The sequence below is a fragment of the Streptomyces shenzhenensis genome (assembly GCF_021462265.1).
Classification (GTDB): domain Bacteria; phylum Actinomycetota; class Actinomycetes; order Streptomycetales; family Streptomycetaceae; genus Streptomyces; species Streptomyces shenzhenensis.
The window spans coordinates 59,554-75,261 of sequence record NZ_JAJONF010000011.1 but is presented as its reverse complement, the minus strand read 5'-3'; the positions used below and the strand labels follow the sequence as shown (position 1 = coordinate 75,261).

Sequence of the window (15,708 nt, the reverse complement as noted above, 5' to 3'; positions counted from 1 at the left end):
CCCGCTGCCGCGGCACCGGGCCTTCGGCGGTGGCCTGGTCCGGCGGAACCCGGGCGCCGCTGCGCAGCAGGGGCAGCTCGCTGCGGGCGCTGACGACGTGGACGCGCCCAAGTGGTACCAGCGCCGGATCACCCGTCAGGTGCGCGAGCCGGCCGGGGAGTACGGCATCGGGCCGAACCGCGCGGGCACCCCGCGCCGGATCCCGGTACCGGCGCCGGAGGAGGAACCGGCGCCGCCGGAGCCGACCCAGCTCACCCTGCTCTGAGCGCGTTCACGGCTGGGGGCGTTCGGGCGCAAGCCTCGACCCAATTGGGTCATTAATCGTCAGAATGCGTTCTCTGGGGGTCCGTTCCCGGGACGATGCGGCGAGGACCGTGACACGTGCGGTCCACGACCCTCCGTCCTGGGAGGACCCATGCGAACACGCGCAGCCGTGCTGTGCGCCGCCGCCGTCGTGGCCGGTTCGTTCACCGCCCTGCCCGCGACCGCCGCCCCCCGAGCCCCCCTCCGGGTGTCCCCGGTGACCTGGCGGAAATGCGGCACCGCCGACTACCCGACGCTCCAGTGCGGCTCGGTCAGGGCACCCCTCGACCACCGGAACCCGCGCGGAAAACAGATCACCCTCGCCCTCACCCGTGTCCCGCACACCGCGGCGGCCTCTCAGGGGCCGCTGCTGGTCAACCCCGGCGGCCCCGGCGGCAGCGGGCTGAGTCTCGCGGGCTTCGTCGCGTCCACCCTGCCCAAGAAGGTGGCGGCCCGGTACGACGTCATCGGCTTCGACCCGCGCGGAGTCGGCAAATCCAGCCCGGCGGTCGACTGCGCGCCCCGCTACTTCGAGCCGGTGCGCCCCGACCCGGTCCCGGCCACCCCCGCCCTCGAACAGGCGAACCTCAAGCGGGTGCGGTCGTTCGCGGCGGCGTGCGGCGAGAAGTACGCGAACCTGCTGCCCTACCTCGACACGGTCAGCGCCGCACAGGACCTCGACTCGATCCGCCAGTCCCTCGGGGCGCGCCGGATCAGCTACCTCGGCTACTCCTACGGCACCTACCTGGGCGCGGTCTACGCGAAACTGCACCCGGACCGGATCCACCGCCTGGTCCTGGACTCGGTCGTCGACCCCACGGGCGTCTGGTACGACGACAACCTGAGCCAGGACCACGCGTTCAACGACCGTCAGCGCGCGCTGATGGCGTGGATCGCGAAGTACGACTCGACCTACCGGCTCGGCACCGACCCGGAGAAGGTCGAGGCCAGGTGGTACGCCATGCGGGCCGCGCTGGCGAGGAAACCGGCGGGGGGCGAGGTGGGCGCCGCCGAGCTGGAGGACACCTTCGTCCCGGGCGGCTACTACAACGGCTACTGGCCCTACCTGGCCGAGGCGTTCTCCGCCTACGTCAACGGCGGGAAGACGACCGCGCTGGTCGCGGCCTACCAGAAGTTCGCCGCCGTCGACGCCGCCGGCGACAACGGCTACAGCGTCTACTCGGCCGTCCAGTGCCGGGACTCCTCCTGGCCACGGGACTGGAACCAGTGGCGCAAGGACAACTGGGCGGCGTACGAGAAGGCGCCGTTCATGGCCTGGAACAACGCCTGGTACAACGCGGTGTGCGCGTACTGGCCGACGAAGACGCTCCGGCCGGTGGACATCACCAACGGCAAGCTCCCGCCGGTCCTCCTGTTCCAGGCGACGGACGACGCGGCCACCCCCTACCAGGGCGGCGTCACGGTCCACCGGCTGCTGGCCGGCTCCAGCCTGGTCGTGGAGCAGGGCGGCGGCAACCACGGCGTCACGCTCAGCGGCAACACCTGCCTGGACACCCACCTCGCCGCCTACCTGACGAACGGCACGGTCCCGCGCGGCCACGGCACGGCCGACGCGGTCTGCCGGAAGACCCCGGACCCGAAGCCCCTGACCACCAAGGCCGCCTCGACGTCGTCCCGCGGCTCGGCCCTGCACGGCCTGCTGGGCTTCCGCGGCTGAGCCGCTCCCGACGGTGTCGCCCCGAGGTGCCGCCATGAACGACGCCTCGCTCCCCCGGCGGTGCCGGAGCGGTGCGCCGGGCAGCCGCGCGGCTTTCTGTGGGTGCTGAAGGGGAACGCGCGCGCCCGGCGGTTCTACGAGATCGCGGGTTTCGCCGCCGACGGCGCCGAGGAGGCGTACGAGGTCGACGGGGTGCCGGTGCCCGAGGTGCGGTACGTCAGGGAGTCCGGCGTCACCTCTGACCAGGGATGCGGGTGAGGGCCTGGACCGCCGCCTCGGCGAGGGCGGGGTGGGCCAGTGCCTCGGTCAGGACGCGGCGGGCGCGGGTGTCGCCGAGGGCGCCGAGGCCGTCCACGCAGGCGAGGGCGACCCTGCGGTAGGGATCGTGCGGGCGCAGCCGGCGTTCCAGGGTGGTGATCAGGGCGGGGACGGACTCCGGGGCACGCAGTTCGACCAGCAGGCGGACGGAGTGCAGGGCGTAGCCGACGCGGAGCTCGTTGGTGGCGAGGGCGGCGGCCGCGCGGGCGGTGCGCGGGTCCCCGAGGCGGGCGAGGGCGTGGGCGGCACAGGCGCAGCGGGGTGGGTCGCGGTGGTTGAGGAGCAGGACCAGGGTCTCGAAGGCCCGCCGGTCGCCGGCCGTACCCAGCCGGAACGCCGCCAGCTCCCTGGCCCACAGGGGCTGTCCGGCGGCGGTGAGCACCTCCGCCAGTTCGTCGTGGTCCTCGGTGGCCAGAAGCCGGTCGTAGGCAGCCGTTCCCTGCGACTCCTGCCGTAAACGCTCCGTGAGGGATCGCAACTCTTCGTCCACGAAGTCCAGCGTAGAGGGGTCGCGCGGACGGGGGGACGTACATCACAAAGTCGGGGGGCTGGCGCGCTCGTTACCCGCCGGTTAAGCTCAATCGAGCGAGTCACCCACTCGCCATCGCTCACGCCGGTTTGGTGACGCAGCCGCGTGAGTGTCAGGTCGGTTCGGTACCTCGGTACCGCAGTACGACCCGGCTCCGGGACAGGGCCGGTCGGAATCCGCCGCTCCCGGGCGTGTGCGCGCCCGCGGCAGCAGCACCGGGCGTGTGCGCCAGTCAGCCCGGCTACACCCGCATTCACGCAGCGCTCTCCGCACCCGGTGCGCCCCTCGGCGCACCCGGGCGCGTTTCCAGTCGTCACCCTCATTCCTGGAGTCCCGCGATGGCCGCTCCCCAGCCCGACCCTTCCCTGTCCTCCCCGTCCTCCCCGTCTCCGCTCAAGACGATCGCCGTCGTCGGCCTCGGCACCATGGGCACCGGTATCACCGAGGTCCTCGCGAGGGCCGGCCGCGAGGTGATCGGCATCGACGTCAGCGAGGCCCAGGCCGCCAGGTCCCTCGCCGCCCTGCAGGCCTCCACGGCCCGGGCCGTGGCGCGCGGCAAGCTCACCGAGCAGGAGCGCGCCGGCCTGCTGGCCCGGGTCCGCACCGGCACCGACCTGACGGCCGCGGCCGACGCCGGCCTCGTCATCGAGGTGGTCCCGGAGTCGTACGACATCAAGCACCAGGTCTTCCGCGAACTGGACGGCATCGTCGGCCCCGAGACCATCCTCGCGACCGGCACCAACGCGCTCTCCGTGACCCGGCTGGCCGCCGCCTCGGCCCGCCCCGAGCGCGTCCTCGGCCTGCACTTCTTCAACCCGGCCCCGGCGATGAAGCTGATCGAGGTCGTCTCGTCGGTCCTCACCGCGCCGAGCGCCGTCGCCACCGTCACCGACCTGGCGATCGAACTGGGCAAGGAGCCGGTCGCGGTCGGCGACCGCCCCGGGTTCGTCGCGGACGGCCTGCTGTTCGGCTACCTCAACCAGGCCGCCGCGATGTACGAGGCGAAGTACGCCTCCCGCGAGGACATCGACGCGGCCATGCGGCTCGGCTGCGGCCTGCCGATGGGCCCCCTCGCCCTGCTCGACCTGATCGGCGTCGACACCGCCCGTACGGTCCTGGACGCCATGTACGCCGAGTCCCGCGACCGGCTGCACGCCCCGGCCCCGATCCTCAAGCAGCTCAGCGAGGCGGGCCTGACGGGCCGCAAGTCGGGTCGCGGCTTCTACACCTACGAGGCCCCCGGCAGCGCCACCGTCGTCCGTGACGCGCTCACCCCGCTGGAGGGCGCCGCGCCCGCCCCGGGCCGCACGGTCCGCTCGGTCGGCGTCGCCGGCTCCGGCACCATGGCCTCCGGAATCGCCGAGGTCTTCGCCAAGGCCGGCTACGAGGTCGTCCTCGCCGCCCGCAGCGCGGAGAAGGCGCAGGCGGCCAAGGCCCGCATCGGCAAGTCCCTGGACCGCTCCGTCGGAAAGGGCCGGATGACCGCCGAGGCGGCCGCGCGGACCCTGGACCTGATCACCCCGGCCGGTTCGTACGACGCCTTCGCGGACGTCGACCTGGCCGTCGAGGCGGTCGCCGAGGACCTGGAGGTCAAGCGGCAGCTGTTCGCGACGCTGGACAAGGTCTGCAAGCCGGGCGCGGTCCTCGCCACCACCACCTCCTCGCTGCCGGTCGTCGCCTGCGCCCGCGCCACCTCGCGTCCGCAGGACGTGATCGGCATGCACTTCTTCAACCCGGCGCCGGCCATGAAGCTGGTCGAGGTCGTCCGTACCGTGCTGACCGCCGAGGACGTCCACGCCACCGTCCGCGAGGTCTGCGGCCGCGTCGGAAAGCACGCGGTCGACTGCGGCGACCGGGCCGGATTCATCGTCAACGCCCTGCTGTTCCCGTACCTCAACAACGCGATCAAGATGGTCGAGGAGCACTACGCGTCCCTCGACGACATCGACGCCGCGATGAAGCTGGGCGGCGGCTACCCGATGGGCCCCTTCGAACTGCTCGACGTGGTCGGCCTGGACGTCTCGCTCGCCATCGAGAAGGTACTGCACCGGGAGTTCCGCGACCCGGGCCTCGCGCCCGCGCCGCTCCTGGAGCACCTGGTGGCCGCGGGCTGCCTCGGCCGCAAGACCGGCCGCGGCTTCCGCGAATATGCCCGCCGCTGACGGCGTCGGCGACTGGTTCCGGGACGACCTGGACGGCAAGGACTGGGGCGGACTGCTCGACCCCGCGGACGGTCCCCCGCCCTTTGCGGGCGGGGGAAACCCCGGACATGCGCAGCAAGCTGCGCACATGCAGTACGTTCGGGTCATGCCCCAGCCCGCCAAGTCCTCACGTACCCCCGCCACGCCCGACGCGCCGGAGAGTGCCGCGGGCACCCGCGCGGCGGCCCAGCGGCTCAAGATGCGCCGAGAACTGGCGGCCGCCGCGATGGAGCTCTTCGCGACGAAAGGGTACGAGGCGACCACCGTCGACGAGATCGCGGCGGCGGCCGGGGTCGCCCGCCGCACCTTCTTCCGGCACTTCCGTTCCAAGGAAGAGGCGATCTTCCCCGACCACGACGACACGCTGATCCGCGCCGAGGCCGTGCTGAAGGCGGCCCCGGCCCACGAGCACCCGCTGGACACGGTGTGCCGCGGCATCAAGGAAGTCATGAAGATGTACGCGGCCCGGCCCGAGATCTCGGTCGCCCGCTACAAGCTCACCCGCGAGGTGCCCACCCTCCGCGAGGCCGAGATCGCGTCGGTGGCCCGTTACGAGCGTCTCTTCACCCGCTACCTCCTCGGCCACTTCGACGAGCACGCCCACGCGGACGACGCGAACGACGACCCCCTGCTGGCCGAGGTCGCGGCGTCGGCGGTGGTCACCGCCCACAACCACGTCCTGCGCCGCTGGCTGCGGGCGGACGGCCGGGGAGACGTCGAGACCCAGCTGGACCACGCCTTCGCGATCGTGCGCAAGACGTTCGGCACCGGGATCGGGGCCGGCCGGGACGCCGCCCCCCGGTCCACCGCGCCGGCTTCGGTCGGTTCGCGGGGTGAGGTGCTGGTGACGGTGGCGCGGACGGACGCGCCGCTGGACGAGGTGATGCGCACGATCGAGCAGGCGCTGAAGGAGCGGTCGTAGGGCGACGGTCGTGGCGGGCCGCGGTCACCGGACCGCGGCTGAGCCGCTCGTCCGCACCCGCCGGACGGGCTGAGTCGGTGGCCGCGGCCCGGGCCGGGAAGTACCGCCGGGCCGCCGTCCGCTTCCGCGCGGCGGCGGACCGGAACCGCGACAGCCGATGCCGGCCTCCGCGGCCCACCGCCCCGCCGACGCCGCCATCGGCATGCTCTCTGACCTGAGGCGTGCGTCACGCCGCCCGTGTGATCCACGCCTCGCGGCCCGTCCCCGGCATCCGGACCTCTTCCGCGAGACGGGGCATTTTCACCTACTCGGCAGTAGGTTTGATCGATCATCGCTCATTTGTTACGTAAAGATTTCATCTGAGAGCGATTTCTGGCACTCAGTGCCTTGCCGCCTGACACGCGGTGTCATACGTTGATGGTGTCCGGCCTGTCCCGGCGAGCCCATCGGCCCGCCCGTCGGACGCCTGCGTCACAGGCAACCTCCCGCGCCACAAAGCGCCGCCGAAGCACCACCCCGCCGAACCGACGGCACCAGGGCACCTTCCCGAAACCCTCAGCAGCACCGACGTAACCCTCAGCGCCCCTTCCCTCGGGGGCGCACACCGCCGGAGGCAACACCGTGACCACTCAGGCCATTCTGGACGCGATCCAGTCGCCGGAATCGACGCCGGCCGACTTCGCCGCCCTGCCGCTTCCCGAGTCCTACCGCGCGATCACCGTGCACAAGGACGAGACGGACATGTTCGCGGGCCTGGAGACCCGTGACAAGGACCCGCGCAAGTCGATCCACCTCGACGAGGTCGCCCTGCCCGAGCTCGGCCCGGGCGAGGCCCTGGTCGCCGTCATGGCATCGAGTGTCAACTACAACTCGGTGTGGACCTCGATCTTCGAGCCGCTGTCGACCTTCGGTTTCCTGGAGCGCTACGGGCGCCTCAGCGAGCTGACCAAGCGGCACGACCTCCCGTACCACATCATCGGCTCCGACCTCGCGGGCGTCGTCCTGCGCACCGGCCCCGGCGTCAACGCCTGGAAGCCCGGTGACGAGGTCGTCGCGCACTGCCTCTCCGTGGAGCTGGAGTCGTCCGACGGTCACAACGACACCATGCTCGACCCCGAGCAGCGCATCTGGGGCTTCGAGACCAACTTCGGCGGTCTCGCCGAGATCGCGCTGGTCAAGTCCAACCAGCTGATGCCCAAGCCGGGCCACCTCAGCTGGGAGGAGGCCGCCGCTCCGGGGCTGGTCAACTCCACCGCCTACCGGCAGCTGGTCTCCCGCAACGGCGCCGGCATGAAGCAGGGCGACAACGTGCTGATCTGGGGCGCGAGCGGTGGACTCGGCTCGTACGCCACGCAGTTCGCGCTGGCCGGCGGCGCCAACCCCATCTGTGTCGTCTCCTCGCCGCAGAAGGCGGAGATCTGCCGGGCGATGGGCGCCGAGGCGATCATCGACCGCAACGCCGAGGGCTACAAGTTCTGGAAGAACGAGCAGGAGCAGGACCCGCGCGAGTGGAAGCGCTTCGGCAAGCGCATCCGTGAACTCACCGGCGGCGAGGACGTCGACATCGTCTTCGAACACCCGGGCCGCGAGACCTTCGGTGCCTCCGTGTACGTCACCCGCAAGGGCGGCACGATCGTCACCTGCGCCTCCACCTCGGGCTACAACCACGAGTACGACAACCGCTACCTGTGGATGTCCCTGAAGCGGATCATCGGCTCGCACTTCGCCAACTACCGCGAGGCCTGGGAGGCCAACCGGCTGATCGCGAAGGGCAAGATCCACCCGACCCTGTCGAAGGTCTACTCCCTGGAGGAGACCGGCCAGGCCGCCTACGACGTGCACCGCAACCTGCACCAGGGCAAGGTCGGCGTCCTCTGCCTCGCTCCCGAGGAAGGCCTCGGCGTGCGCGACGAGGAGATGCGGGCCAAGCACCTCGACGCCATCAACCGCTTCCGCAACGTCTGAGACACCCGAGGTCATAAATGACTGAGCGTCAGATCGCCGCAGACAGGCGGGAGAAGGACCGGCCGTGGCTCATGCGCACGTATGCCGGGCACTCCACCGCCGAGGCGTCCAACGAGCTGTACCGGCGTAACCTCGCCAAGGGCCAGACGGGCCTGTCGGTGGCGTTCGACCTGCCGACGCAGACCGGATACGACCCCGACCACATCCTCGCCCGCGGCGAGGTCGGCCGGGTGGGCGTGCCCGTCTCGCACCTCGGCGACATGCGCCGGCTGTTCCAGGACATCCCCCTGGAGCAGATGAACACCTCGATGACGATCAACGCCACCGCCATGTGGCTGCTGGCGCTCTACCAGGTCGTCGCGGAGGAGCAGGGCGCGGACGTCACCAAGCTCCAGGGCACCACCCAGAACGACATCGTCAAGGAGTACCTGTCCCGGGGGACGCACGTCTTCCCGCCGGGGCCGAGCCTCCGGCTGACGACGGACATGATCGCGTACACGGTCTCCCACCTGCCGAAGTGGAACCCGATCAACATCTGCAGCTACCACCTGCAGGAGGCGGGCGCCACACCGGTCCAGGAGATCGCCTACGCGATGTCCACCGCCGTCGCCGTCCTGGACGCGGTGCGCGACAGCGGCCAGGTGCCGCAGGAGCGGATGGGTGACGTCGTCGCCCGCATCTCCTTCTTCGTGAACGCGGGCGTCCGGTTCGTCGAGGAGATGTGCAAGATGCGGGCGTTCGGCCGCATCTGGGACAAGGTCACCCGTGAGCGGTACGGCATCGAGGACCCCAAGCAGCGCCGCTTCCGGTACGGCGTCCAGGTCAACTCCCTCGGCCTGACCGAGGCGCAGCCGGAGAACAACGTCCAGCGGATCGTGCTGGAGATGCTGGCCGTGACGCTCTCGAAGGACGCACGCGCGCGTGCCGTGCAGCTCCCGGCGTGGAACGAGGCCCTGGGCCTGCCCCGGCCCTGGGACCAGCAGTGGTCGCTGCGCATCCAGCAGGTGCTCGCCCATGAGAGCGACCTGCTGGAGTACGACGACATCTTCGAGGGCTCGCACGTCATCGAGGCGAAGGTCGCCCAGCTGGTCGAGGACTCCCTCGCGGAGATGGACCGGATCCAGGAGATGGGCGGCGCGATGGCCGCCGTCGAGTCCGGCTACCTGAAGTCGCAGCTGGTGGCGTCGCACGCCGAGCGCCGGGGCCGGATCGAGTCCGGTCAGGACAAGATCGTCGGCGTCAACATCTTCGAGACCACCGAGCCGAATCCGCTCACCGCCGACCTGGACACGGCCATCCAGACGGTCGACCCGGCGGTCGAGGCGAGGGTGGTGGCCGCGATCGGGCGGTGGCGCGACACGCGCTACCAGCCGCCGTTCAACCACCCGCGGCCCTGCAAGGCCCTGGAGCGGCTGAAGGAGGCCGCCAAGGGCACCGACAACCTCATGGAGGCCACCCTGGAGTGCGCCCGCGCGGGTGTGACGACCGGTGAGTGGGCCGGGGCCCTGCGCGAGGTGTTCGGCGAGTTCCGGGCGCCGACCGGGGTCTCCTCGGCTCCCGTCGCGGTCCCCGTCGAGGCGGGCTCGGCGCTCGCCGAGGTGCGGGCCAGGGTGGACGCCACCGCCCGTGAGCTGGGCAGCGGCAAGCTGCGGTTCCTGGTCGGCAAGCCCGGTCTGGACGGGCACTCCAACGGCGCCGAGCAGATCGCGGTGCGGGCCAGGGACGCCGGCTTCGAGGTGGTCTACCAGGGCATCCGGCTCACTCCCGAGCAGATCGTGGACGCGGCGCTCGCCGAGGACGTGCACGCGGTGGGCCTGTCGATCCTCTCCGGGTCGCACGCCCAGCTGGTCCCCGACGTCCTGGAACGACTCCGTGTGGCCGGTGCCACAGATATACCGGTGATCGCCGGTGGCATCATCCCGAACGGAGACGCCGAGCAGCTCAGGGCAGCCGGAGTGGCCGCGGTCTTCACCCCGAAGGACTTCGACATCACCGGAATCATCGGCCGCATCGTCGACGAGATCCGGAAAGCGAACAAGCTCGACCCTCTGGAGGTCCCCGCATGACGACGACCGTCAACCGTCTCCGCCCGCGGCGCTCGTGCCTGGCCGTACCCGGTTCGAACCCGCGCTTCCTGGAGAAGGCGCAGGGTCTCCCGGCGGATCAGGTCTTCCTCGACCTGGAGGACGCGTGCGCGCCGCTCGCCAAGCCCGAGGCGCGGCACACCATCGTCAAGTTCCTCAACGAGGGCGACTGGACCGGCAAGACGCGCGTGGTCCGCGTCAACGACTGGACGACCGAGTGGACGTACCGTGACGTCGTGACCGTGGTCGAGGGCGCCGGGCAGAACCTCGACTGCATCATGCTGCCGAAGGTCCAGACGGCCCAGCAGGTCGTCGCCCTCGACCTGCTGCTGACCCAGATCGAGAAGACCATGGGCTTCGAGGTCGGCAAGATCGGCATCGAGGCGCAGATCGAGAACGCGCAGGGCCTGAACAACGTCAACGAGATCGCCACCGCGTCCCAGCGCGTCGAGACGATCATCTTCGGCCCGGCCGACTTCATGGCGTCCATCAACATGAAGTCGCTGGTCGTGGGCGAGCAGCCGCCCGGCTACCCGGCGGACGCCTACCACTACATCCTGATGAAGATCCTGATGGCCGCCCGCGCCAACAACCTCCAGGCGATCGACGGCCCCTACCTCCAGATCCGCAACGTCGAGGGCTACCGCGAGGTCGCCCAGCGCGCCGCGGCCCTCGGCTTCGACGGCAAGTGGGTGCTGCACCCCGGCCAGGTCGAGGCGTCCAACGAGATCTTCTCGCCGTCGCAGGAGGACTACGACCACGCCGAGCTGATCCTGGACGCGTACGACTACTACACGTCCGAGGCGGGCGGCAAGAAGGGCTCCGCGATGCTCGGCGACGAGATGATCGACGAGGCCAGCCGCAAGATGGCCCTGGTCATCTCCGGCAAGGGCCGGGCGGCCGGCATGCAGCGCACGTCGAAGTTCGAGATCCCGGAGGCGTGAGCGCGATGCAGTTCGGACGCACGTACGAGGAGTTCGAGGTCGGGGCGACGTACAAGCACTGGCCGGGCAAGACGGTCACGGAGTACGACGACCACCTGTTCTGTCTCCTCACCATGAACCACCACCCGCTCCACATGGACACCAACTACGCCGAGAAGACGACGGACTTCGGCAAGAACGTGGTGGTCGGGAACTACATCTACTCGCTGCTGCTCGGCATGTCAGTTCCTGACATCTCGGGCAAGGCGATCGCCAACCTGGAGATCGAGTCGCTCAAGCACGTGGCTCCCACGTTCCACGGCGACACGATCTACGGCCAGACGACCGTGCTCGACAAGTGGCCGTCCAAGTCGAAGAACGACCGCGGGATCGTCTACGTCGAGACCAAGGGCTACAAGCAGGACGGCACGCTGGTGTGTGTGTTCCGCCGCAAGGTGATGGTGCCGACCGAGACGTACATCAAGGAGCGCGGCGGCGAGCAGCCGGGCCGCCCCGAGCTCAAGGAACAGGGGAAGTAAGCGATGGCCCGTCTCGCCCAGACCGCCGGTCTGACCGACGTCCAGCAGGAGATCCTCTCCACCGTCCGCGACTTCGTGGACAAGGAGATCATCCCGGTCGCCACCGAGCTGGAGCACCGCGACGAGTACCCGCAAGCGATCGTGGACGGCCTCAGGGAGCTCGGCCTCTTCGGCCTGATGATCCCCGAGGAGTACGGCGGCCTGGGCGAGTCCCTCCTGACGTACGCGCTGTGCGTCGAGGAGATCGCCCGGGGCTGGATGTCCGTCTCCGGGATCATCAACACGCACTTCATCGTCGCGTACATGCTCAAGCAGCACGGGACGCAGGAGCAGAAGGAGCACTTCCTGCCGCGGATGGCGGCCGGCGACATCCGGGGCGCCTTCTCGATGTCGGAGCCGGGCCTCGGCTCGGACGTGTCGGCGATCACCTCGAAGGCGGTGAAGGACGGCGAGGAGTACGTCCTGAACGGCCAGAAGATGTGGCTGACGAACGGCGGCACGTCGTCCCTCGTGGCCGTCCTCGTGCGAAGTGACGAGGGACACCCCGAGGGCACGGCCCCCCACAAGTCGATGACGACCTTCCTGGTGGAGAAGGAGCCCGGCTTCGGAGAGGTCCGCCCCGGCCTCACCATTCCCGGCAAGATCGACAAAATGGGCTACAAGGGCGTCGACACCACCGAGCTGATCATGGACGGGCTGCGGATTCCGGCCGATCGGGTGCTCGGCGGGGTCACCGGCCGAGGTTTTTACCAAATGATGGACGGAGTCGAGGTCGGCCGCGTCAACGTGGCGGCGCGCGGCTGCGGCGTCGCCCAGCGCGCGTTCGAGCTGGGCGTCCAGTACGCCCAGCAGCGTCATACTTTCGGCAAGGCGATCGCCCAGCACCAGGCCATCCAGTTCAAGCTCGCGGAGATGGCCACCAAAGTCGAGGCCGCGCATGCCATGATGGTCAACGCCGCACGCAAAAAGGATTCCGGGGAACGAAACGACCTTGAGGCAGGGATGGCGAAGTATCTCGCCTCCGAGTACTGCAAGGAGGTCGTGGAGGACGCCTTCCGGATCCACGGCGGCTACGGCTTCTCCAAGGAGTACGAGATCGAACGCCTCTACCGCGAGGCGCCCATGCTGCTGATCGGCGAAGGCACCGCCGAGATCCAGAAAATGATCATCGGGCGACGACTGCTCGAAGAGTATCGATTCCAGGGTTGATTGTCCGGGTACGGGGTGTTTTCTTCGAGAAGAAGATCACACCCCGTCAACGGTCTTCGGCCGCCGACTCGGCTTCCTGGCTTGCCCAGTTGTAGGCCGCGACCGGTACGATCCCGGAAAGCCGCCGTCCCCTTTTCCCGCGCGGCATCATCCGCTACGAAGGTCATCCATGCCCCACAGCCAAACCTCTGCACATCGAGACAGCCTGGCCGGCGTACGCCTCGCGCGCGGAGCATCGCCGTGGCTTCTCCCGACCGTCGCCACCGCAGCCGTCAGCCTGCTCCGCGCCCGCCGCTCCGGCGCCGCCAAGGCCGTCGCCGTGCCCGCCACCGCGCTCGCGGCGGGCATGCTGTGGTTCTTCCGCGACCCCGAGCGTGAGATCGCCCAGGGCCGTGTCATCTCCCCCGCCGACGGTGTGGTGCAGAGCATCATGCCGTGGAAGGACGGCCGCACCCGCGTCGCGATCTTCATGAGCCCGCTCAACGTCCACGTCAACCGCGCCCCCCTCGCGGGCCAGGTGACGTCGGTGGAGCACATCCCCGGCGGCTTCGTTCCCGCCTTCAACAAGGAGAGCGAGAACAACGAGCGCGTAGTCTGGCACTTCGACACCGAACTCGGCGACATCGAGATGATCCAGATCGCAGGCGCAGTGGCCCGCCGTATCGTGCCTTACGTCCCGCAGGGCACGAAGGTCGAGCAGGGCGACCGCATCGGGCTGATCCGTTTCGGCTCGCGCGTCGACATCTACCTGCCGGAGGGCGTGGAGGTCGCGGTCGAGGTCGGCCAGAAGACCGTGGCTGGGGTGACTCGCATTGACCGTGATTGATCCTGAGACGCAGGCGGGCTGGGTGCCCGAGGCCGACGAGATCGGCGACGACGAGGAGGAGATGCCGCTCTCTCTCCGCCTCTCGATAGCGGACACCCTCACGCTCGGCAACGCGACGTGCGGCTTCATGGCCGTGTACTTCACCACCACGGGCATCCTGATCCCGCACCTGACCGGGGACGACCAGTCGGCGGGCATGGCACGCCACAGCGCCGCCACCGCCGTCATCCTCATGCTCTGCGCGGCCGTCTTCGACCTGTTCGACGGCCTGGTCGCCAGGAAGCTGCGCTCCTCCCCCATGGGCGCGGAGCTGGACAACCTCTCCGACCTGATCAGCTTCGGCCTCGCGCCGGCGTACTTCGTGCTCGTCTACGGCATGGTGGCCGACGACGCGTACCAGAAGGTGGCCGCGGTCGGAGCGGTCATGGTGCTCCTGGCCGTGGTCCTGAGACTGGCGCGCTTCTCGTGCGTGACACCGACGAACGGCATGTTCCAGGGCATGCCGAGCCCCTTCGGGGCACTGACGGTCGTCTCGATCGTCCTTCTGGAGCTGCCGTTCTTCGCGACGCTCCTGGCGATCCTCGGCACGGCATGGCTGATGGTGAGCCGGGTCGAGTACCCGAAGCCGCGCGGCCGCCTCGCCGGGGCGATGCTCGGCTGGATCGTCCTGTCGATGGGCCTCCTGGCGTCCTGGGCCTTCGACGCCCCCGGCGGCCAGCTGCTCCTCCAGACCGGCTGTGCGCTGCAACTGGTGATGGGCGCGGTGATCCCGCTGTTCGCCACCGCCCGCCGCGTGAACAACTTCCGCGACAACCGGCGCGAGGCACGGGCGGCGCAGCTGCCGTAGCCGAAGCCGTCGAGGGCCCCGGACCGCCACCTGGTCCGGGGCCCTCCGCTTTTTCCCTGCCCGCCCACCCCTGCCCGACCCGGCGGGCCGAGAGGTGGGGGCAGGAGGCCGGTGCGCCGAGCGGTGAACCGACGCGGGAGGCGGCGGGGGCGAAGCCCCCGGGAGGGCCTCAGGTCAGGAAGTCGCGCGCGATCTGTTCGGCGACCCGCTCCAGGATCGGCCCGGCCTCCGCGATGCACTTCACCACGTCCGGTTCGAGCTCGGTGAGCGGGTAGGCACGGCGGATCCCGGCCCGTCCGATCGACTCGGGCGGCAGGGCGAGGCGGCCGCACACCGCGACGACCTCCTTGCCGGCGGCGCGGGCCGCGGCCGCCACCCCGGCCGGGGCCTTCCCGTGCAGGGTCTGCTCGTCCAGCGAGCCCTCGCCGGTGATGACGAGCGACGCCCGCTCCAGCGCCGGCGCGAAGCCCAGGACGTCGAGCATGACCTCGATACCGGGCCGGAAGCGGGCGCCGAGCAGCAGCGCGCCGTACCCGATGCCCCCGGCGGCGCCCGCACCCGGCGCCGCCGCGTACTCCACGGCGCGCGGGCCGACCTCGGCCTCCAGGATCTTCGCGAAGTGGCCCAGCGCCTCGTCCAGGGCGGCCACGTCGTCCGGCGCGGCCCCCTTCTGCGGGCCGTACACCGCGGGCGCGCCCTTCGGGCCGGTGAGCGGATTGTCGACGTCGCTGGCGAGGATCAGGTCGACGGAGGCCAGACGGGGGTCCAGCCCGGACAGGTCCGCGCGGGCCAGGTCCGCGAGGCCGCCGCCGCCCGGCGGCACCGGTTCGCCGTCCTCGTCCAGGAACCGCGCCCCGAGGGCCGACAGCATCCCGGCGCCGCCGTCGGTGGTGGCGCTCCCCCCGACGCCGAAGACGATCGTGCGCGCACCCGCGTCGAGGGCGGCCCGCAACAGCTCTCCGGAGCCGTAGGTGGAGGCCGTCAGCGGGGCGAAGACCCCGCGGGGCAGCCGCTGCAGCCCGCTCGCCTCGGCCATCTCCACGACCGCGGCGTCGCCGCGCAGCGCGAAGGCGGCGGTGACCTCCTGGCCCAGCGGCCCGGCGACCTGCCGCTCGTGCCGTTCGAACCCGGCCGCGACCGCGGCGGCCACCGTGCCGTCCCCGCCGTCCGCGACGGGCAGCGCCTCGACGTCGAGTCCGGGCACGACCCGCCTGAGCCCCGCCGTGACCCGCTCGGCGACCTGTACGGCCGTCAGCGAGCCCTTGAACTTGTCCGCGGCGATGAGCACGCGCTGTGTCACCTGTATCCCCTTGCTCTCCGGGCCTCGCGCACGTCAAGGCCAGTCGCGCCGCTGTGACCCTAAC

General features: G+C 70.6%; 12 protein-coding genes and 2 pseudogenes. 12 read left to right on the top strand and 2 right to left on the bottom strand.

Annotated elements, in window-relative coordinates; all coding sequences use genetic code 11:
• Window positions 1-88: 88 nt before the first annotated feature.
• The 3 genes and pseudogenes from LQ326_RS16850 to LQ326_RS16840 form a co-directional block, all read left to right on the top strand.
• Window positions 89-265, top strand: a pseudogene (locus LQ326_RS16850) (Rv2578c family radical SAM protein); the annotation flags it as partial.
• Between the two features lie 150 nt (window positions 266-415).
• A complete protein-coding gene (locus tag LQ326_RS16845; protein ID WP_234537460.1) occupies window positions 416-1,981 on the top strand; it encodes an alpha/beta hydrolase in 1,566 nt (521 codons plus the stop codon).
• Between the two features lie 69 nt (window positions 1,982-2,050).
• A pseudogene (locus LQ326_RS16840) lies at window positions 2,051-2,239 on the top strand (N-acetyltransferase); the annotation flags it as partial.
• On the opposite strand, the gene LQ326_RS16835 reads toward LQ326_RS16840, so the two are convergent.
• A complete protein-coding gene (locus tag LQ326_RS16835) occupies window positions 2,214-2,789 on the bottom strand; it encodes an adenylosuccinate lyase (RefSeq protein ID WP_234537458.1) in 576 nt (191 codons plus the stop codon). The pseudogene LQ326_RS16840 and the gene LQ326_RS16835 sit on opposite strands and share 26 nt — an antisense overlap.
• Before the next feature lie 377 nt (window positions 2,790-3,166).
• Here LQ326_RS16835 and LQ326_RS16830 point away from each other — a divergent pair, with 377 nt between their 5' ends.
• The 9 genes from LQ326_RS16830 (at window position 3,167) to pssA (ending at window position 14,344) form a co-directional block, all read left to right on the top strand.
• Window positions 3,167-4,990, top strand: a complete 1,824-nt coding sequence (locus LQ326_RS16830) for a 3-hydroxyacyl-CoA dehydrogenase family protein (RefSeq protein ID WP_234537456.1) — start codon at window positions 3,167-3,169, stop codon at window positions 4,988-4,990.
• 145 nt (window positions 4,991-5,135) lie between these two features.
• Window positions 5,136-5,951, top strand: a complete 816-nt coding sequence (locus tag LQ326_RS16825) for a TetR family transcriptional regulator (RefSeq protein ID WP_234537725.1) — start codon at window positions 5,136-5,138, stop codon at window positions 5,949-5,951.
• Between the two features lie 621 nt (window positions 5,952-6,572).
• On the top strand, window positions 6,573-7,916 hold the full coding sequence (gene ccrA, locus LQ326_RS16820; RefSeq protein WP_234537453.1) for a crotonyl-CoA carboxylase/reductase: 1,344 nt from the start codon (window positions 6,573-6,575) through the stop codon (window positions 7,914-7,916).
• Between the two features lie 17 nt (window positions 7,917-7,933).
• The gene (locus LQ326_RS16815; protein ID WP_234537451.1) at window positions 7,934-9,982 is read left to right on the top strand and encodes a protein meaA; all 2,049 of its coding nucleotides are present in this window, start codon (window positions 7,934-7,936) and stop codon (window positions 9,980-9,982) included.
• The gene (locus LQ326_RS16810; RefSeq protein ID WP_234537449.1) at window positions 9,979-10,944 is read left to right on the top strand and encodes an HpcH/HpaI aldolase/citrate lyase family protein; all 966 of its coding nucleotides are present in this window, start codon (window positions 9,979-9,981) and stop codon (window positions 10,942-10,944) included. The genes LQ326_RS16815 and LQ326_RS16810 overlap by 4 nt, the downstream gene beginning before the upstream one ends.
• A gap of 5 nt (window positions 10,945-10,949) precedes the next feature.
• The gene (locus tag LQ326_RS16805; RefSeq protein WP_062667068.1) at window positions 10,950-11,462 is read left to right on the top strand and encodes a MaoC family dehydratase; all 513 of its coding nucleotides are present in this window, start codon (window positions 10,950-10,952) and stop codon (window positions 11,460-11,462) included.
• Between the two features lie 3 nt (window positions 11,463-11,465).
• A complete protein-coding gene (locus tag LQ326_RS16800; RefSeq protein ID WP_234537446.1) occupies window positions 11,466-12,671 on the top strand; it encodes an acyl-CoA dehydrogenase family protein in 1,206 nt (401 codons plus the stop codon).
• 169 nt (window positions 12,672-12,840) lie between these two features.
• Window positions 12,841-13,497 (top strand): phosphatidylserine decarboxylase, encoded by a 657-nt coding sequence (locus LQ326_RS16795; RefSeq protein ID WP_181803088.1) that lies wholly within the window; start codon window positions 12,841-12,843, stop codon window positions 13,495-13,497.
• A 22-nt stretch (window positions 13,498-13,519) separates the two neighbouring features.
• On the top strand, window positions 13,520-14,344 hold the full coding sequence (gene pssA / locus LQ326_RS16790) for a CDP-diacylglycerol--serine O-phosphatidyltransferase (RefSeq protein WP_234537723.1): 825 nt from the start codon (window positions 13,520-13,522) through the stop codon (window positions 14,342-14,344).
• Between the two features lie 169 nt (window positions 14,345-14,513).
• Here the strand turns inward: pssA and LQ326_RS16785 are convergent, their stop codons facing one another.
• Complete coding sequence (locus tag LQ326_RS16785; protein ID WP_234537721.1) at window positions 14,514-15,632, bottom strand: glycerate kinase; 1,119 nt, start codon at window positions 15,630-15,632, stop codon at window positions 14,514-14,516.
• Window positions 15,633-15,708: the final 76 nt, after the last annotated feature.